The sequence below is a fragment of the Patescibacteria group bacterium genome (assembly GCA_040753135.1).
In the GTDB taxonomy this organism is placed as follows: Bacteria; Patescibacteriota; Minisyncoccia; order UBA6257; family Brennerbacteraceae; genus JBFMGR01.
Map to the genome: position 1 here is coordinate 19,028 of JBFMGR010000001.1, position 17,185 is coordinate 36,212.

Here is a 17,185-nt window from a genome sequence, read left to right on the forward strand (position 1 = left end):
ACAATGAAAATCTATATTGTTGGTTCGGGTGGGGTTGGCGGCTATTTGGGTGCGGTTTTGGCAAAGGCTGGGAATGAGGTAGTCTTTTTAGCTAGAGGCGAGCATTATCAGGCAATCAAAACAAGAGGTTTAGAAGTTAAAAGTGTTGTTGGTGATTTTAGGGTTTACCCGACTCAAGCAGTAAACTCTGTAAAAGAGATCTCTGATCCGGATTTAATAATCTTTGCGGTAAAAACTTATGATACCGAAGGGTTAGCTAAACAGTTGGCTGGTGTTGTTAATGAGAAAACCGCCATTATTACTTTTCAAAACGGGGTTGGTAATGATGAGCAGATAAAACAGTATCTTAATAAAGCAAAGATTTATCCTGGTGTTGTTTATATAATTTCTACTAAAACAAGGCCGGGTTTAATTGAACAAACTGGCGGATTAAGGAAGTTTATTTTTGGCAATAGAAAAAACACCGAGAATTTCGAACTAAAAGAAATAGAACAGATTTTTAAAAACGCTGGCGTTGATACAGTTCTTTCTGGAGAGATAGAATTAGAGCTGTGGAGGAAATTCCTATTTATTCTCCCGTTTTCAGGAATGACAGCGATCTGCCGGAGTCCGATTGGCAAAGTTTTAGCTGATCCGATTACCAATAATCTTTATCAAAAGTGTTTAAACGAAGCTTTATCAGTGGCTAAGGTAAAAGGGGTTAAGTTGGAGCCGGGCTCTTTTGAGAGAATAATGGATATTTCAAAAACTACTGACCCAAATTCAAAATCTTCCCTATTAGTGGATATTGAAAAAGGACGAAAAACTGAGATTGAAACTTTGAATGGTTCATTGGTAAAATTAGCACAGGAGCTGGATATAGAGACGCCGATAAATGAGTTGATTTATGGCGCGATTAAATTATGGGCTTCTGCTTTTTCTTAAATCTAAAATCTGATTTATGATTGAAATTATTCCCTCAATTAACAAATCAACCTGGCCGGAAGTTGAACAAGACATTAAAAAAGCCGAGTCTTTTGCTGACTGGATTGAGTTGGATATCGGCGATGGCAGTTTGGGCCAGGCGAAAACTTGGGACAATCCAGAAGATTTAAAAAGCCTGAAGCTGCTCCGGCCAATTCGGTTTGCCGCTCATTTAATGATAAAAAATCCGGACAAGGTAATTGAAAATTGGATTGGTGCCGGTATTCGGAGAATCATTGTTCAGTACGAAGGGATTGCCGGCGGGCTTTGGGGCAGAAAAAGAAAAAAAACGATTAAACAAATAGCAGACGAGTGCAAAAATAATTGGGTTGAGTTTGGTATTTCAATTTCACCCAAAACTTCAGTGGCAAAATTGCGGCCATTTTTGGGCTCGGTTGATTTGGTTCAGATTTTAGCTGTGCCGATAGGCTTGAGCGGTTATGGGTTTGACGAAAAACAGCTAAGGAAAGCTGAAGAGTTAAGAATTTGGCAAGATCAAATCTTCGGCGAAACCGGATTTGGCTATAAAATTGAGTGGGATGGCGGGGTTGATATTGAAACGGTTAAGAAAATAAAAGCGGCCGGCGCCGAGATTATCGCTTCTACCTCTTTTGTTTTTGGCGCGGCTGAACCGGCTCAAGCAGTTGAGGCGTTGGTAAAAGTGATTAGAGAATAAGCTATGGGGATCAAAGAGCTGGAAAATTTGGCGATTCAGGTTAGAGAAGAGATAATCAAATCTTTAGTTGATGTTGGCTCCGGCCATCCGGCCGGCGCTTTGGGCATTACCGATGTTTTAGTGGCGCTTTATTTCAATGTTTTAAAACACGACCCGAAAAATCCTTTTTGGGAAGATAGAGACAGGATGGTGGTTTCTAACGGCCATATCTGTCCGGGATTGTATGCAGTAATGGCTTATGCTGGTTATTTTCCTAAAGAGGAGCTTTATTCTTTAAGAAATCTGGGCTCTCGTTTACAAGGCCATCCGCACCGGGAATCTTTGCCCGGATTAGAAACCACTTCTGGGCCTTTGGGTTCGGGTTTGTCCCAAGCGATTGGCATGGCTTTAGCCGGCAAGTTAGACAATAAAAAATACGATGTTTTCTGTTTATGTTCTGATGGTGAGATTCAAGAGGGTAATCATTGGGAGGCAGTGATGTTTGCCGCCAAGCACAAGCTTAATAACCTAACCATGATTATTGACCGGAATAATATCCAGATTGACGGTTTTACTGAACAGGTTATGCCCCTAGAGCCGTTAAAAGAGAAATACGAAGCGTTTAATTGGCATGTTTTGGAGATTGATGGCCATAATTATCAGCAGATTATTGACGCCTGTAATGAAGCCAAGGCAATTTTTGAGAAACCGGTGGTGATTATTGCCCACACGATTCCGGGCAAAGGAATTGATTTTATGGAGTTTGATTTTGAGTTCCACGGCAAAACGCCGAGCCCGGGCGAAACAGTTGAGGCGCTAAGAGAATTGAGGACTTTACAGGGGAAGTTGGAAGAAGATTAATGTGCCAGCGAATAATGAATCATGAATTATGAGGATAGTTTTAGCAAAAAATAAAACGCCGGAATTAGGTAGATTCGGCAAGCGAGAATGGGCGTTGGTTAATCCCGAACATTTTGGTAAGGAGATAAATTGGGGTTATGCTAAGAAAAAAGAATTTCGTTTCGTTGCTAAAGAAGGAGAGAAAATTTTAGGCGTCTTAAGCGGACATTATTTGTTGGGAGTAATGTATATTGGTGCTTTAATTGTTTCTCATTTAGAAAGAAGGCGGGGCGTGGGTATCAAATTGATTAGGTATGCTGAAAATTATGCCAGGAAACATAATCTCCATTTGATTTATTTAGAGGCTGGAGCCGATTGGCAAGCGGTTAAATTTTATCGTTCGTTGGGATACAAATCAGTTTTTAGATTCAGAAAGTTTTTTGGCAAAAAGGACTTTTTATTTTTTGTTAAATATTTAAAATAACCCCCGTATGCTTAATAAAAAATTGCACTTGAATGAAAATTTATTTTCTGACAAAGTTGAGAAAAAATCAACCCGGGCCGGGTTTGGTTCTGGTTTAATTAAAGCCGGAGAAAAAAATTCTAATATTGTGGCACTGACCGGTGATTTAATGGAATCAACCAAAATTGATGGGTTTGCGAAAAAATTTCCCGCGCGGTTTTTTGAGAGCGGTGTGGCTGAACAAAATATGATTACGATTGCTTCGGGTTTAGCCGCGTCCGGCAAGATTCCGTTTGCCGCTTCTTACGCAGTTTTTTCTCCGGAGAGGAACTGGGAACAGATTAGGACGACAATTGCTTATAATAATGTGCCGGTTAAGATAATCGGCGCCCATACAGGTTTATTAACTGGCCCGGACGGAGCTACTCATCAAGCTTTAGAGGATATTGCTTTGATGAGGATTTTGCCGAATTTAGAAGTGATTGTCCCGTGCGATTATTTTGAGGCAGAAAAAGCAACTTTAGCGATAACAGAAACTAACAAACCGAGTTATCTCCGGTTAACTCGGCCAGATATTCCAATAATTACCACAGAAAAAACTCCGTTTGAGATTGGCAAAGTCCAGGTGTTTTGGCAAACAAAAAAACCGCAAGTAACCATTATTGCCGCTGGAGAGATGGTTTATTACTCACTTTTGGCAGCTCGGGAATTAGGGGGAGAAGGTATAGAGGTAGAGGTAATTAATTTATCAACAGTCAAGCCGCTAGACACAAAAACAATTTTAGAGTTAGTGGAAAAATCAGGCAGGGTAATTACTGTTGAAGATCATCAGGTTGCCGGTGGTATGGGCTCAGCGGTGGCAGAGTTTTTGGCTGAAATTTGTCCGGTGCCGATTAAATTTATTGGCGTTCGCGATCAGTTCGGTCAGTCAGGCCAACCGGAAGAGTTGTTAAATTATTATGGTTTGAACGTAGAAAACATTAAAAAAGCAGTGAAGGAAATACAAAAACATCATCAGGATCGGTAAACACTCTGACAATTAAGTCTTTTGAGCTTTTTCAATTTCTTGCTTTAATCTCTTTTTTAAGAGCCAGGGGGTAAACAGACTATATTTTTGGCCCCCAGAGGTCTCAATTAAAACCTCCGGAGTCCAGATAGCCGCTAATTTAACCGAAGAGATTTCTTTTAGAGGGATGGAAACTTCTCCCAAGATTCCCCAGAGAGCTTGATAAATAATCTTATCTTTAAAAATTTCAGTTTTATTCCCAAGAAATGAGACTTGAAAATTTGGTTTGTCCATATTTTTAGTTTATAATAATTATAACCTATTTATTGCCTTTGGTTTATGGCTAAATTTGATGTAATTTCAATCGGCACCGCGACTTTTGATGTTTATTTAAAAGGATACAAAAGTTTAGAAATCAGCCAGCCGAAAGGGTTGAGTTTGCAATGTTTTCCTTTGGGCGGCAAGTTAGAAATAGAGAGCTTGAGCTATGGTTCGGGCGGCGGCGCGACCAATGCCGCTGCAACTTTTGCCAAACAAGGTTTAAAAACCGCTTGCATTTCTGAAGTCGGGCGAGACGAGTTTGGCGAACTGATTAGGCAAGAGCTTAAAAAAGAAAAAGTCGAACCAGTCTTTTCTCTTAACAGGAAAATTCCTACGGCTTTTTCGGCAATTTTTATTAATTACTCTGGCGAACGGACAATTTTTGTCTTCCGGGGCGCGGCTTCGGATTTGACTTTAAAAGAAATTCCTTTTGAAAAATTAAAAACCAGCTGGGTTTATTTAGCTCCGGGCGGAATTCAGTTTAAGACTTTTGAGAAAATCGTTTCTTATTTTCACAATCAGGGGGTCAAGATTGCTTTAAATCCTTCAAAAGCCCAGATCCGGCTGGGCATGGTTAAGCTTAAAAAAATTCTGAACTCGGCTGATGTTTTACTTTTAAATCAGGAAGAAGCGGCTTATCTGACCGGGGTTAAATATGAAAACGAAAAAAAAATTTTTCAGAGTTTAGATAAAGTAGTTCCCGGGATTTTGGTAATGACTGAAGGACCAAAAGGCGTGAAGGTCTCCGATGGCTATCATTTATGGCGAGCAGAGATATTTAAAGATAAAAGAGTGGTCGATCGGTCCGGGGCTGGCGATGCTTTTGGCTCTGGTTTTGTCGCCGGCTTAATCCGCAAAAAAGAAGAGTGTAAAAAAGGCATTTGCGGCTTGAAAAACATTGCTTATGCGATTCGTTTGGGTTCAGCCAATGCCACCTCGGTAGTGGAGTCATTGGGAACCAAAGCCGGGGTTTTAACCAAAAAGCAGTTTGAGGCAACTAAACGCTGGAAGAGTTTAAAGATTAAAACAGAAAAAATATAAAATGGAAGGATATAAAATTCTTGCCAAGATTTTGCGGACCGACCAAGATATTATTAAAAACTTGGAACAGAAAACAGAAAAAATCACCGGCAAAACCGGGGTTTTAGACAAGGTTATTTCAGAAAACCAGAGTTTGATTGAGAAAAAATTGATCAGTTTTGGTTTAAATCCAAACCGCTCGTTAAAACAGATTGTTTTGAGCTTGTTAAACCGGGTTAAAAAAGACGAAGAAAAAATCAGCCAGCTTTTTAGCGGTTTGAACTTGGCAAGCCAGCAGGATTGCCAAAAAATTCTTGAGTTTGCCGATAAACTTCTGGGTTTTAGCGAGGGCTATTTTCTAAAAAAAGAAAAAGCTAAGGAGCTGTTAAGAAACAAGCCTCCGGAAAATATCTTAAAATTTTTAGGCTATTCTGATATTGAACAAGCTTTGGCAAACGAGGATTTGTTTGAGCTATTTGCCAGTCTCCGATTTGGCGAATCAAATCAGTGGTTGAATCGGGAATTTTTTAAGCAATATGAGAGTTTAACTCCGGCAGATTTTGAAAAGCGGAAAATTCATTATTTTGCCTTTTCAGAAAAATTTGCCCCGTTGGCAAAAGAGTTTATTGCTAAAAAATACCATAACCTTTCCCATCTAAAAGAGTTAGGAACAATCTTTATTGTCCCAACCGAATATCTAATTGGTCCGGGGCAACTGATGAAAATTTTTTCTTTGAGCTTTCATTATTTTTACGAAGTCAAGTTTTATTCCGAGCTGATTGAAAAATACTCTGGCGATTCAAATTTTAAAGATAAGTTGGTCTCGCTTTTGCGCGGCGATGTGGCTGAGCCAAAAATTAATTTAAAAACCAATGATTGGCTGGTGACTCAAAGGTATTTAGAAAAAGACGACTCTTATGAAATTGGCTTGATTGTACCGCATATTAATCCCGAATCAATTCATTGGTCAAGAGCCCAAAACCGGATTGCTAAAATTAACCCCGAATTTGAGTTTTGGCACAACTTAGATTGGGTCGGCGGTTACTTTGAAGACGAAATCGGCGCTGACACTTTGGTGAGTTTTAATTTGGTCGATCTGGCAATGAGTTTAGCGGACAAAGACAAAAAGGTGTTTTATACTTATCACCAGCGCGAAGCGTTGTGGAACAAAATTTTCCAGGAATATTTTGGCGAAGAAGCTTTAGAAAAATTAGCCAAAGAAAATATTATCAGCGCCAGAATTAAGTTTTAATTTTTTATGGGTTTTGGATTTAAACCTCCGGAAAATACGGGTTATCAGTTTGAAAAACCAGCAGTTAAAGCTTTGGCAGACAAGATGATTAGGGTTTCTCAAGGCCGGCCAAACTGGGACAAACTGGTTAAGCTTATGGTTAAGGCAAAAAGATTAGTTGATGCTTATGGAGCGAGGGACAGAGATCTTCACCGAGGGATTTTTCAAAATTTAGACAGGGTTAAAAATGATGACTGGTTAAGCGCCTTTAATTTTTTGGTCCATATTATTATACACCCGGAAACTGCCTCAGGAACATTAAATGAGTTGGCTGAATCCCCCGGATCTTTTCCTTGGTTAAGAAAATTTTTGTCCTTAAAAGATGCGGCTAAAGCAGTTGAAGAATTAAAACAAAAATTAGGCATATGAATTTAAAAAATTATTTAGACCAAGCAGTTGAGAATAAAAAAGCCATTGGCCATTTTAATGTTTCTAACTGGGAAGGAATTCGGGCAGTTAAAGAGATTAGTCGGGAATTAAACCAACCAATTATTATCGGCGCGTCAGAAGGCGAAGCCGAATTTTTAGGCATTAAAGAGATTTCCGCTATTGTCCGGCATTTCCGCCAGACTTATAATCTGCCGCTGTTTTTAAACGCAGACCATTTTAAAGATTTGGGAAAAATCAAGCAGGCCGCTGAAGCGGGTTTTGACGCAATTTTATTTGACGCGGTTGAGTTTGATTTAGAGGAGAACATTAAAAAAACAAAACAGGCAGTTGAGCTGGTTAAATCAATCAATCCGGATATTTTAACCGAGGGCGAGCTGGGCTATATTGGTTTTGGCTCAGTGGTTCGGGAGCAACTGCCAGAAGGCGCGGTGGTTTCAGAAGAACAAATGATTAAACCGGAACAAGCAAAAAGATTTGTTCAGGAAACCGGAGTTGATTTGATTGGGCCGGGCGTGGGCAATATCCACGGCATTGTTAAAGGCTACAAAGAAAACCTTTCTTTTCAAAGGATTCAAGAGATTAAAGATGCTGTTCCGGCATATTTAGTTCTTCATGGCGCTTCTGGGATAGACAATCAATCAATAGCAAAAGCAATTCAGGCCGGGGTTAGCATTGTTCATATAAATACTGAACTGCGCTTGGCTTGGAAAAACGCCTTGGAAAAATCTTTGGAGGAAAATCCAAAGGAGATTGCGCCATATAAAGTTTTGCTGCCGGCAGTGGAAGAAATAAAAGCTGTTATTAAAGAAAAAATAGCAGTTTTTAATGGCAGAGAATGAAAAAATTTTCGTTCCGGCTGATTATTTTTTCTGGTTTTTAATCGGAATTATCAGCAATGTTTTTTTGCTTTCTTTTTTCAGCATTAAAATCTGGCAGATTTTGTTGGGCGCAGTTGTTTTGATTATTTTTTTGTTATTAGTCAGGCCGCAGTTTAGCTGGTTGGCAGTTAGTTTTTTGGCTGGTTTTATTTTAGCTTTATTAAGAATTATTTTTGTTCCGGAAATTAATTTTTCTTTAATTTCGGCCGACTCGAGATCTTATCTTGTAAATCTTCGGGGTCAGCTTTCTTTAGCTTTAGGCCGGATTTTTCCAGAACCAGCAGCTGGTTTTAGCCAGGGAATTATTACCGGCAGCCAGGGAGTTAAGTTTGAACCTGATTTTTGGCAGGCGCTGAAAATTACCAGCACTGCTCATTTGATTGCGGTTTCAGGTTATAACATTACTATTGTGGCCAGATTTATTACCCGGCTTTTGTCTTGGTTGACAGTCCATCGGAAACTGATCTGGCTGTTTGCTTTAGCCGGAATCTTTGTTTTTACTGTTTTTGTTGGCGCGCCGATCTCTGCGGTTCGGGCCGGAATTATGGCCGCTTTAGTGGTTATAGCCGAAAGATTTAGCCGCCAGCAAAATACCAAGATTGCTTTTGCTTTTGTTTTGGGGCTGATGGTTTTGATTGACCCCTTGTCTTTAAGATATGATTTAAGTTTTCAACTTTCATTTTTAGCTGCTTTTGGAATTTTCTATCTGGCGCCGGTTTGGTTTAAACAGAAACACGGAGAAGAAAAGAACTGGATTTTGGAGTTAAAGAAAATCGCGGCTGAAACCTTATCTGCCCAGGCAATGGTTTTGCCGATCTTGATTTATAATTTTGGCAGTTTGTCGCTGACCGGTATGCTGGCAAACTTTTTGGTTTTGCCTTTAATTCCTTTAGCAATGAGCTTGAGTTTTTTGTCCGGTTTGGGATTTTTGGTTTATCCGGCTCTCGGGCAGACAATCGGTTTTCTAAGCTTTCCCTTGCTTAGTTTGATTATTGAGATAATCCGGGGTTTTGCTCGTTTTCCCTTAGCCGGCATTTCTGGGATTTTTATTGCGCCGCTGTTAATAATAATTTACTATGGTTTTATTGGTTTAATTATTAAAAAATCCCCTTAGCGTGCCGAATAATTGGAAGTTTTATTTAATCTTAATTTTGGTTTTTGCTAATTTCTCTGTTTTTGGTGTGATTTTAAGGGGCCTAGCGGTTGAAGAGCCGAGTGTTTATTTTTTGCCGGTTGGCCAAGGCGATGCGGCTTTGTTGACAATTCAAAAAAATAATATCTTAATTGATGCCGGACCGTCATCAAAGATTGTTAATCAGCTGGACGGAATAATCCCGCTTTATAACCGGAAGATAGACTTATTGTTTATTTCTCACCCGAACATAGATCATTTTGGCGGGGTTTTTGAACTGGCAAAAAGGTATAAAATCAGAGCAGTATTTTTGAACGGCGTCCGGACAGAACAGGGCAGCTATAAAAACTTGATTAATCTGATAAAAGAACAGCAGATACCAATAATCTACGCCCGGCGGGGCCAAGAAATAAGTTTTTTAACCGGGCAAGAAAAAGAGGCAAAATTTGTTATTCTTTGGCCCGGTTTAGAGCTGAAGTCCGGAGCGCTTATTAAAGATAAGCAGTTAAATGATACCTCAATTGTTGGTTTGTTTTCTTATCAGGGTCTTCAGGGGCTGTTTACCGGTGATATCTCGACTAAGGCAGAAAAAGCGCTTTTGGCGAGTTTGCCTGATGTTGATTTTTTAAAAGTGCCGCATCACGGTTCAAAATATTCGAGTTCAGAGGTTTTTCTTGAGAAAATTAGGCCTGAAATTGCGGCAATCGGAGTGGGCAAAAATTCTTATGGCCACCCAACCCCAGAAGCTTTAAGCCGGCTGAAAGCTATTGGCGCTGAAGTTTTCCGGACCGATGTTGACGGACTGGTCAGGATTTTTTGGCAAAATAACCAGATAAACTTGACAACTGATTAAACAAGGATAATAATCTATATTAAAGACCGTGAAGCGGCAAACACCGCTGAGTCAGGGGAAGAAATCCTTAGGAAAGTAGAACCCCTCGGAGAGCGTCCGTTATCACGCAGACCGTGGGAATCGGGATAAGTCAAAAATAGGGTGGCACCGTGCTTAATAAATTGATAATAAAAAGCACCCCTAAGATATGGCACTTGTTGGCATAATTTAGGGGTGTTTTTTAATAAAGATATGGAAAGGATATCAATTAATCAAACAAAGAATAAAATGGGCCAGGAAGTTTTTGTTGCCGGCTGGATTAATTCAAGACGAGACCATGGCAAGCTGATTTTTATTGATTTACGAGACCGGTCAGGAATCTTGCAAGTGGTTTTCGCTCCGGACAATCAGCAGCTTCATCAAACCGCGGACAAACTTCGGTCAGAATGGGTAATTGGCATTAAAGGGAAAATCAATCAGAGGCCAAAAGGGATGGAAAATCCGGAGTTAGAAACCGGCCAGATTGAACTTCAGGCAAAAGAGTTGGTTGTTTATTCAGAAGCGAAAACTCTGCCGTTTTTGGTTGAAACTGACGGTAAAGAGGTTTCTGAAGAGCTTAGATTAAAGTATCGGTATCTAGACCTTCGGAGAAAAAGAATGCAGGAGAATCTTGGGTTAAGACATCAAGTTGAGCTGTTTATGAGAGAATGGCTAACAGCAAGAGGTTTTATAGAAATTGAAACCCCGATTTTAACCAAATCAACTCCAGAGGGAGCTAGAGATTATGTTGTTCCTTCAAGAGTTGAGCCAGGAAAGTTTTATGCCTTGCCTCAATCGCCCCAGCAGTATAAGCAGTTATTAATGGTAGCTGGTTTTGAAAAGTATTTTCAGATTGCCCGATGTTTAAGAGACGAGGATCCGAGAGGGGATCGCCAGCCAGAGTTTACCCAATTGGATATTGAGATGAGTTTTGTTAATGAAGAAGAGGAAATTCTTTCATTGGTGGAACAGCTTTTTATTGAGATGGTTCAGAAGCTGGTGCCGGGAAAAACCATTAGCCAGATTCCTTTTCCGAGAATTTCTTATCAAGAAGCAATGGAGAAATATGGCTCGGATAAACCGGATTTAAGAAAAAACAAAAACGACCCGAATGAATTAGCCTTTGGCTTTGTTGTTGATTTTCCGATGTTTGAGTGGAAAGAAACAGAAAAAAGATGGGATGCGGTTCATCATCCTTTTACTATGCCTAAAGCAGATAGCGCTGAGGATTTTTGGCAAAAATTTAAAACTGATCCCGGAAAAATTTTAGCCAAGCAGTATGATTTTGTTTTGAATGGTTATGAGATTGCCGGCGGGTCGTTGAGAATTCATAACGCCGATCTTTTGGCAGCCGTTTTTGAGGCGATGGGGAATAAAAAACAGGAAATAGAAAATAAATTTGGCCATATGTTGGAGGCGTTTTCTTACGGTGTGCCGCCCCATGGTGGGATTGCGCCTGGAATTGATCGATTAATTATGATTTTGCAGAATGAGCCAAGCATCAGGGAGGTATTTGCTTTTCCAAAAACCGGTGATGGCCGGGATTTGATGATGGGAGCGCCGTCAGCGATAGACGAGGCGCAGTTAAAAGAGCTGAAGCTGAAAATAGAAAAATAAAGCGATGCTAATTTACGGAGGTATCTGAATTTACAGATGCCGGAGATTTAAATTTATAATTAATCTTTCAATGAAGTTTTATGAATAATTATAAGCAAGAAAGAACATTGGCAGTAATTAAACCGGACGGAGTCCAAAGGGGCTTGATCGGCGAAGTGATTAAAAGGTATGAAAGAAGCGGCTTGAAACTGATTAGTTTGAAATTAATTGTTCCGACCGAAGAGTTAATAGAGAAGCATTATTTGGTTGATCCGGATTGGAAGAAAAAAGTCGGAGAAAAATCTATTCAGGCGTATAAAGATAAAGGTTTGGAGCCTGCGGAAACAGAACCGGGGAAAGCCGGTGAGAAAGTTTTAAACAGCTTGAAAAAATATTTAAGCTCCGGGCCGGTCGTGGCAATGGCTTGGCAAGGAATGAACGCCGTTAAGATTATTAGAAAAATTACCGGCGGAACCGAGCCATTAACTTCAGATGTCGGCACGATTCGGGGCGATCTAACAATTGATTCTTATCAAGTGGCTGATATTGACGGACGGGCAGTAAGAAATTTGATTCACGCTTCTGGCTCAGTTGAAGAAGCAGAAAAAGAAATTGGCTTATGGTTTGGGCAAAAAGAGCTGGTTAATTACCGTTTGGTTGGCGAGTCAATTCTTTATGATGTTAATTTAGACGGGATTTTGGAGTAATCAGAAATTAAGGCGAGTCAAATTGGGGATATTTTTTGCTTATTAATTCTTGATTTTTTATTCATTGAGCTGAAAGAAAAATTTCTTTATAATATAAGAGGCTCTCGTGGTTAAACCTGGGCTAAGTAAGTCCAAATCGGGAGGCCAACAGCGCTCCGATATAATGTCGGAGTTGAGGCCACCCACCTGGTAAGAGCCAGGTCTTAGCGCGAGGGCCCTTTTATATTTGCTTAGAATGGTATAATTTTTTTATGCATTTGTTTCAAATATTAATTTTGTCTGTAATCGAGGGGTTGACTGAGTTCCTGCCGATTTCTTCCACGGCGCATTTAATGATTTTTTCCAAACTTTTAAGCCTGGAGCCAACCGAGTTCTTAAAAACTTTTGAGATTGTAATTCAACTTGGAGCAATCAGCGCAGTTTTGTTTTTATATTTTAAAAAGATATTTTCCAATTTTGGTTTAATTAAAAAAATCGCTATCGGTTTTTTGCCAACCGGAATAACCGGTTTATTTTTTTATTCTTTATTTAAATTTTGGCTCGGCCGGATTGATTTAGCCCTGGCAATGCTTTTTATTGGCGGCGCGTTTTTGGTTTTACTTGAGAAGTTTTTTAAAGAAAAGAATAAAACCGAGATAAGTTTAAAAGACGCTTTTTTAATTGGTTGCGGGCAAACTTTGGCAATGATCCCCGGAGTTTCCCGGGCTTTGGCAACAATTATCAGCGGAATGTTTTTGGGTTATTCTAGAAAAACTGCAGTTGAGTTTTCTTTTTTGCTGGCTTTGCCGACAATGTTAGGGGCAGTGAGTTTGGATTTATATAAAAATTATTCATTGTTTAGTTTTTCTGATTGGCGGATTTTAGGATTGGGATTTTCTTTGGCGTTCTTGAGCGCCTTGTTCGGGGTGAAGTTTTTATTAAGACTGATTCAGAAGAATAATTTTTTGGCTTTTGGCTGGTATCGGATGGCGTTTGCGCTTTTGATGTTTTTGATTTTCTTTTAACCCATAATTTTTTAATTTTGCTAAAATAGACTTAAGCGTTTAATTGCTTAAATTATGAACCAAATCACGGCAACTCTAGCAGTAGAGCAAGGCTCGCTGCGGGGCAAGCATTTTAAGTTATAAATAATCATGAACAGAGGAATAGCGACTTTTACATTGGATTACGGAGTTTGCCCGCCCTGGCTGTTCCAACGGATGGTTAAACTGGGCCGGTCAATGATTGAGGTGATGATTGATGAGTTCGGTCCGGATGAGTTTGTCAAAAGAATCGGTCAGCCGGCCTGGTTTCAGTCATTGGGAACTGTTTTGGCTTTTGATTGGAACGCTTCTGGTTTGACCACAATTTTAACCGCGGCATTAAAAGAGGCGATTCGCGGGCAGGAGCGGGATCTGGGCGTGTTTATCTGCGGCGGCAAAGGCAAAACCTCAAAAAAGACTCCAGAAGAGATAAAAAACTGGAGCGGGAATATTGATTTTTCAGAAAAAGCCACCCGTCAGTTGGTTTTTAGCTCAAAGATGGCCGCCAAGGTTGACAGCTCTTTAATTCAAGATGGGTTTCAGATTTATCACCACAGCTTTTTCTTTTCTAAAAACGGCGCCTGGACTGTGGTTCAGCAGGGAATGAATATTCAAAATCAAACTGCCCGACGTTATCACTGGTCAAGCTCGCTAAAAGAAAATTTTGATTTTGTTGATAAGCCGCATTTAGGCATTGTCAGCCAGATAAGAAAAAAATCAGTGCTGGATCTAACCGCGAAAATCAGCAATAAAAATCGGGAGTTAAGCTTGAATTTGGTTGACGGCGGCTTTAAGTCAGTAATGAAAAATTTTAAGGTTTTAGATTATTATCAAACGCCATTAAGCCAATCTCTAAGACTGCAGTTTAGGGGCGAGAACTTAGATTTGCTGAATTTGGAGAGAAAAGAATTCCAGCATCATCCAGTGGAAAAAGAAAATTTTTTTGAGAACAGGTATTTAAGAAAGATTATTAACCAAGTTTGCGAAGTCCAGCCAAAAACTTACCAGGAACTGGTTAGTTTGCCAGGGGTCGGGCCGAAAACAGTCAGGGCTTTGAGTTTGGTTGGCGAAGTGATTTATGGCGCTAAGCCGTCTTATCAAGATCCAGCCAGATTCAGTTTTGCTTTTGGCGGCAAAGATGCGACTCCCTATCCGGTCGATTGCCCGACTTATGACCAAGCCATTCAAATAATGAAGCAGTTGGTTGCCAAAGCGAAAATCAATCCGGTTGAAAAAGATAAGATTTTATTTAAAATAGGTAAATAAGTTTTGTTTAAAGGATTAGAGTTTTATTTTATTAAATTAACCCAATGACTTTTGAAGAGTACCAAAAGATTTCCCGGAAAACTGCCCAATATCCAGAATCAGGAAAAAATTTTATTTACCCGGCTTTGGGTTTGGCGGGCGAGACGGGCGAAGTCATCGAGAAAATAAAAAAACTAATTCGGGATAAAAACAGCGAGCTGACCGAGGAGTATCGTCAAGAAATTGAAAAAGAGCTGGGCGATGTGCTTTGGTATTTGGCCCAATTGGCAACAGAGTTAGGTATTTCTTTGGAGCAAGTCGCGGTTTTAAATTTGGATAAACTGCTGTCAAGATTAAACCGGGGAGTAATTCAGGGCGACGGCGACAGCCGATAAAAATTATGGCTTGGCAACCAAAATTAGGAAAAATTACTCCTGAACAGGGTGCTGGATGGAGCAGAGAAGCTAAAGACTGGGCTAAAAAACGAGCCAGATTAAAAAAGGAATGGAATGAGAGACCGGATTTTAATGTTATTGAAAAAACACTTTTTGATGGCACTGTGGTAACAGTGAAAAGATGGCGCCAGTCAAAAAAAATAGCCGAGGTTCTAGTTAAACTCCTGGACGGAAATTCAATTGTTTACCGGGCGAGATATAACCAAGGCAGAGCGAGCTGGTCAAAAACTGCTGGTGGCGAACCCCCTGATCCGTATCAGGTAACTGCCGATCCTACTGATTCGGGAATTTATAAAAGTCAGCCAGAAGGGGATAAAGATTAGAGTTTTATGAAGATTGTTTTATTTTCGGTTTTGAGAAAACCAAAGTATTTTTTCAATGCGATTGTTTTTTCTTTCGCAATGGGCTTGTTTTATCCTTTGGTTCAAGTGGCGCCCCAGGGCCTGAATAATTTTTGGTTTTGGTTTTCTTTGCTTAAGCCAATTGATTGGCTGGTTTATTTAGTTTATTCGCTGGTTTTTGGCCTTAGTTTTGCGGTTTTTGTCTGGCGCAATGATGAAAAAATTTGCTCAACCAGCAAACTTTGGCAATCAGGAATTTTGGGCTCTTTAAGTTCTTTTTTAGCCGCGGCAGTGCCGTTTTGCCCTCAATGTTTGTCTTTTCTGGCAATTGCCCTGCCAACAGCGGGATTTAGTTTTTTAGCCCAGTATCGGATCTGGGTAATGTTGGGGATAATTGGCTTAATGCTAATAGCGCTTTGGCTTTTAGGCGGGTTTGGCCGAATCAATTCAAATAAAGTAAAGCAGGTTGAAAATTGGTAATTGAAAATTGTCCGCCCAAGGCGGATTTCTGTCTGGCGGACAGGCGGGCGCTTTTGGCGGGGAAATTAAGTATTAGAAATTGGGAATTAGGAATTTAGGAATTGGAAATTGAAAACTTATCCCATGTGGTTAATCTACGCTTTATTATCAGCTTTGTTCGCGGCCTTAGTGGCAATCTTTGCCAAGTTGGGTTTAAAAACAGTTGATTCAACCCTAGTGACAATTATTCGGGCCGTAATTATGGCCGGGTTTCTGGTGGTTTTTGGCGCGGCGACAAACAAATTTAGCAATTTTTCTTTTACCAGTTTGGGCAATAGAGACTGGGGCTTGGTTTTGTTATCCGGAATTGCGGGCGCAGTTTCTTGGTTGTTTTACTTTTTAGCTTTAAAGCTCGGTTTGGCTTCTAAAGTGTCTGCGGTTGACAGGTTAAGTTTAGTTTTCGTGATTATTCTTGCCGGATTGTTTTTGGGCGAAAAACTGACAGCCAAGACGATTCTTGGCGCCTTGTTAATGGTTTTGGGCGCGGCTCTAATCTCCCTAAAATAAAAGAGTTGGTTGCAACTTTAACTGATTAGTTTTAAAATTAATTAATGACTAAAAAAGCCAGAATTTTTATTGTTTTGAGTTTGTTTATCAGTTTGATTCTTTGGCCGGGAATGTTTTTGGTTGAGAAAGTCAAGCTTAAAAATCAAGTCCTTAATTTTGAAGATTGCCTTCAGAGCTTAGAGGGTAAGGTTGTTCTTGGCGCGCCAGAACAGTGTATTTTTAAGAGCAAAAATTTAGCTTCCCAAGATGAGCCAAAGGTTTTTATTAAAGACGAAACTAATGTCAAAATAAAAAGTTTTTTTCTGGATTCTGATGGAGAAAATTTAATTATTAAGGGCGAGAATCTGGCTCGGGTTGAGATCTGGGGCAAACAGGGGAATAAAAAGAATCTTTGGGGCCAGGCAGTTTTAGCTTCTGAAAATCAGGGCTCCCAGGCTTGGCTGTTTAAACTGCCCAAGGAGCCAATTTTAATTACCGAGCTTTTTGGGTTCGGGTTTAACCAAGAAAATAAATTGGTTTCAGAAGTTTCTTTTCCTGTGGCTGGAGCCAGTTCTTTTTATCAGGTTTTTTGGGCTGAACCAAACAAAAGGGTTTTTGGGGTTGAACCAGACGAGGAGTTTAAGCTTTTTGGCGGCCAAGTTGGAGTTTTAAACTCGGGCGATTTAGCAGTTGCTTTTGAAAAAATTAACCAAGATTCGCGTTGCCCAACTGGAGTTTATTGCGTTTCTGCCGGGCAAGTTAGCGCCAGATTTAAGGTTTATTTTGCTGACCAGCTGCCTTTATCAGTGGTTTTAAGTCTAGATCCGGAAAATCCTGAACTGGCTTTATTTCAAGATAAAGATTATTCAATTCAGTTAGTTTCAGTCTTGCCTTTTCCGAGCAAGAACAAAGAGATTGAGCCAAATGATTATCAAACGTTTCTAAGAATTCAAAGATAAAGGAGAACTGTTCTCCTTTATTTTG

General features: G+C 39.9%; 21 protein-coding genes. 20 read left to right on the forward strand and 1 reads right to left on the reverse strand.

Translation table 11 applies throughout. The annotated features are described in order from the left end of the window. The first annotated feature begins 3 nt into the window (after positions 1–3). Genes AB1721_00135 through AB1721_00155 form a run of 5 tightly spaced genes read left to right on the forward strand, consistent with a single transcriptional unit; the run spans position 4 to position 3,948 of the window. The gene (locus tag AB1721_00135; GenBank protein MEW5805129.1) at positions 4–924 is read left to right on the forward strand and encodes a 2-dehydropantoate 2-reductase; all 921 of its coding nucleotides are present in this window, start codon (positions 4–6) and stop codon (positions 922–924) included. Between the two features lie 16 nt (positions 925–940). Next, positions 941–1,639, forward strand: coding sequence for a hypothetical protein (locus AB1721_00140; protein MEW5805130.1), 699 nt, complete (start codon positions 941–943; stop codon positions 1,637–1,639). A 3-nt stretch (positions 1,640–1,642) separates the two neighbouring features. Continuing rightward, entirely contained in the window at positions 1,643–2,479 is an 837-nt protein-coding gene (locus AB1721_00145; GenBank protein MEW5805131.1) for a transketolase, read from the forward strand. Between the two features lie 28 nt (positions 2,480–2,507). Next, a complete protein-coding gene (locus tag AB1721_00150; GenBank protein MEW5805132.1) occupies positions 2,508–2,942 on the forward strand; it encodes a GNAT family N-acetyltransferase in 435 nt (144 codons plus the stop codon). Positions 2,943–2,949: 7 nt separating this feature from the next. Beyond that, positions 2,950–3,948 (forward strand): transketolase C-terminal domain-containing protein, encoded by a 999-nt coding sequence (locus AB1721_00155; GenBank protein ID MEW5805133.1) that lies wholly within the window; start codon positions 2,950–2,952, stop codon positions 3,946–3,948. Positions 3,949–3,960: 12 nt separating this feature from the next. On the opposite strand, the gene AB1721_00160 is transcribed toward AB1721_00155, so the two are convergent. Further along, a complete protein-coding gene (locus AB1721_00160; GenBank protein MEW5805134.1) occupies positions 3,961–4,221 on the reverse strand; it encodes a hypothetical protein in 261 nt (86 codons plus the stop codon). 45 nt (positions 4,222–4,266) lie between these two features. Here AB1721_00160 and AB1721_00165 point away from each other — a divergent pair, with 45 nt between their 5' ends. The 15 genes from AB1721_00165 (at position 4,267) to AB1721_00235 (ending at position 17,160) form a co-directional block, all read left to right on the forward strand. Further along, positions 4,267–5,289, forward strand: a complete 1,023-nt coding sequence (locus AB1721_00165; protein ID MEW5805135.1) for a carbohydrate kinase family protein — start codon at positions 4,267–4,269, stop codon at positions 5,287–5,289. 1 nt (position 5,290) lies between these two features. Next, complete coding sequence (locus AB1721_00170; protein ID MEW5805136.1) at positions 5,291–6,520, forward strand: hypothetical protein; 1,230 nt, start codon at positions 5,291–5,293, stop codon at positions 6,518–6,520. Between the two features lie 6 nt (positions 6,521–6,526). Beyond that, on the forward strand, positions 6,527–6,928 hold the full coding sequence (locus AB1721_00175) for a hypothetical protein (GenBank protein MEW5805137.1): 402 nt from the start codon (positions 6,527–6,529) through the stop codon (positions 6,926–6,928). Further along, positions 6,925–7,788, forward strand: a complete 864-nt coding sequence (locus AB1721_00180) for a class II fructose-bisphosphate aldolase (protein ID MEW5805138.1) — start codon at positions 6,925–6,927, stop codon at positions 7,786–7,788. The genes AB1721_00175 and AB1721_00180 overlap by 4 nt, the downstream gene beginning before the upstream one ends. Then, the gene (locus tag AB1721_00185; protein ID MEW5805139.1) at positions 7,775–8,941 is read left to right on the forward strand and encodes a ComEC/Rec2 family competence protein; all 1,167 of its coding nucleotides are present in this window, start codon (positions 7,775–7,777) and stop codon (positions 8,939–8,941) included. The genes AB1721_00180 and AB1721_00185 overlap by 14 nt, the downstream gene beginning before the upstream one ends. Before the next feature lies 1 nt (position 8,942). After that, positions 8,943–9,812: an MBL fold metallo-hydrolase gene (locus AB1721_00190; protein ID MEW5805140.1), complete on the forward strand. Its 870-nt coding sequence runs from the start codon at positions 8,943–8,945 to the stop codon at positions 9,810–9,812. A gap of 231 nt (positions 9,813–10,043) precedes the next feature. Beyond that, on the forward strand, positions 10,044–11,447 hold the full coding sequence (aspS, locus tag AB1721_00195) for an aspartate--tRNA ligase (GenBank protein MEW5805141.1): 1,404 nt from the start codon (positions 10,044–10,046) through the stop codon (positions 11,445–11,447). A gap of 80 nt (positions 11,448–11,527) precedes the next feature. After that, entirely contained in the window at positions 11,528–12,133 is a 606-nt protein-coding gene (locus AB1721_00200; GenBank protein ID MEW5805142.1) for a nucleoside-diphosphate kinase, read from the forward strand. Between the two features lie 251 nt (positions 12,134–12,384). Then, the gene (locus tag AB1721_00205; GenBank protein ID MEW5805143.1) at positions 12,385–13,137 is read left to right on the forward strand and encodes an undecaprenyl-diphosphate phosphatase; all 753 of its coding nucleotides are present in this window, start codon (positions 12,385–12,387) and stop codon (positions 13,135–13,137) included. A 129-nt stretch (positions 13,138–13,266) separates the two neighbouring features. Beyond that, positions 13,267–14,421 carry a DUF763 domain-containing protein gene (locus AB1721_00210; protein MEW5805144.1) on the forward strand — a complete coding sequence of 385 codons (1,155 nt, stop codon included), beginning with the start codon at positions 13,267–13,269 and terminating at the stop codon, positions 14,419–14,421. Between the two features lie 44 nt (positions 14,422–14,465). Next, the gene (locus AB1721_00215) at positions 14,466–14,795 is read left to right on the forward strand and encodes a nucleoside triphosphate pyrophosphohydrolase family protein (protein ID MEW5805145.1); all 330 of its coding nucleotides are present in this window, start codon (positions 14,466–14,468) and stop codon (positions 14,793–14,795) included. Positions 14,796–14,800: 5 nt separating this feature from the next. Beyond that, complete coding sequence (locus AB1721_00220; GenBank protein MEW5805146.1) at positions 14,801–15,178, forward strand: hypothetical protein; 378 nt, start codon at positions 14,801–14,803, stop codon at positions 15,176–15,178. Between the two features lie 6 nt (positions 15,179–15,184). Continuing rightward, the gene (locus tag AB1721_00225; protein ID MEW5805147.1) at positions 15,185–15,676 is read left to right on the forward strand and encodes a hypothetical protein; all 492 of its coding nucleotides are present in this window, start codon (positions 15,185–15,187) and stop codon (positions 15,674–15,676) included. Positions 15,677–15,799: 123 nt separating this feature from the next. After that, entirely contained in the window at positions 15,800–16,222 is a 423-nt protein-coding gene (locus tag AB1721_00230; protein ID MEW5805148.1) for an EamA family transporter, read from the forward strand. 44 nt (positions 16,223–16,266) lie between these two features. Continuing rightward, positions 16,267–17,160: a hypothetical protein gene (locus AB1721_00235; GenBank protein ID MEW5805149.1), complete on the forward strand. Its 894-nt coding sequence runs from the start codon at positions 16,267–16,269 to the stop codon at positions 17,158–17,160. Positions 17,161–17,185 lie beyond the last annotated feature (25 nt).

What these genes read in the sequence shown, in the direction of transcription:
- AB1721_00135 (MEW5805129.1), top strand. Translation starts at nt 4, where the DNA reads ATGAAAATCTATATTGTTGGTTCGGGTGGGGTTGGCGGCTATTTGGGT.
- AB1721_00140 (MEW5805130.1), top strand. Translation starts at nt 941, where the DNA reads ATGATTGAAATTATTCCCTCAATTAACAAATCAACCTGGCCGGAAGTT.
- AB1721_00145 (MEW5805131.1), top strand. Translation starts at nt 1,643, where the DNA reads ATGGGGATCAAAGAGCTGGAAAATTTGGCGATTCAGGTTAGAGAAGAG.
- AB1721_00150 (MEW5805132.1), top strand. Translation starts at nt 2,508, where the DNA reads ATGAGGATAGTTTTAGCAAAAAATAAAACGCCGGAATTAGGTAGATTC.
- AB1721_00155 (MEW5805133.1), top strand. Translation starts at nt 2,950, where the DNA reads ATGCTTAATAAAAAATTGCACTTGAATGAAAATTTATTTTCTGACAAA.
- AB1721_00160 (MEW5805134.1), bottom strand. Translation starts at nt 4,221, where the DNA reads ATGGACAAACCAAATTTTCAAGTCTCATTTCTTGGGAATAAAACTGAA.
- AB1721_00165 (MEW5805135.1), top strand. Translation starts at nt 4,267, where the DNA reads ATGGCTAAATTTGATGTAATTTCAATCGGCACCGCGACTTTTGATGTT.
- AB1721_00170 (MEW5805136.1), top strand. Translation starts at nt 5,291, where the DNA reads ATGGAAGGATATAAAATTCTTGCCAAGATTTTGCGGACCGACCAAGAT.
- AB1721_00175 (MEW5805137.1), top strand. Translation starts at nt 6,527, where the DNA reads ATGGGTTTTGGATTTAAACCTCCGGAAAATACGGGTTATCAGTTTGAA.
- AB1721_00180 (MEW5805138.1), top strand. Translation starts at nt 6,925, where the DNA reads ATGAATTTAAAAAATTATTTAGACCAAGCAGTTGAGAATAAAAAAGCC.
- AB1721_00185 (MEW5805139.1), top strand. Translation starts at nt 7,775, where the DNA reads ATGGCAGAGAATGAAAAAATTTTCGTTCCGGCTGATTATTTTTTCTGG.
- aspS (MEW5805141.1), top strand. Translation starts at nt 10,044, where the DNA reads ATGGAAAGGATATCAATTAATCAAACAAAGAATAAAATGGGCCAGGAA.
- AB1721_00200 (MEW5805142.1), top strand. Translation starts at nt 11,528, where the DNA reads ATGAATAATTATAAGCAAGAAAGAACATTGGCAGTAATTAAACCGGAC.
- AB1721_00205 (MEW5805143.1), top strand. Translation starts at nt 12,385, where the DNA reads ATGCATTTGTTTCAAATATTAATTTTGTCTGTAATCGAGGGGTTGACT.
- AB1721_00210 (MEW5805144.1), top strand. Translation starts at nt 13,267, where the DNA reads ATGAACAGAGGAATAGCGACTTTTACATTGGATTACGGAGTTTGCCCG.
- AB1721_00215 (MEW5805145.1), top strand. Translation starts at nt 14,466, where the DNA reads ATGACTTTTGAAGAGTACCAAAAGATTTCCCGGAAAACTGCCCAATAT.
- AB1721_00220 (MEW5805146.1), top strand. Translation starts at nt 14,801, where the DNA reads ATGGCTTGGCAACCAAAATTAGGAAAAATTACTCCTGAACAGGGTGCT.
- AB1721_00225 (MEW5805147.1), top strand. Translation starts at nt 15,185, where the DNA reads ATGAAGATTGTTTTATTTTCGGTTTTGAGAAAACCAAAGTATTTTTTC.
- AB1721_00230 (MEW5805148.1), top strand. Translation starts at nt 15,800, where the DNA reads ATGTGGTTAATCTACGCTTTATTATCAGCTTTGTTCGCGGCCTTAGTG.
- AB1721_00235 (MEW5805149.1), top strand. Translation starts at nt 16,267, where the DNA reads ATGACTAAAAAAGCCAGAATTTTTATTGTTTTGAGTTTGTTTATCAGT.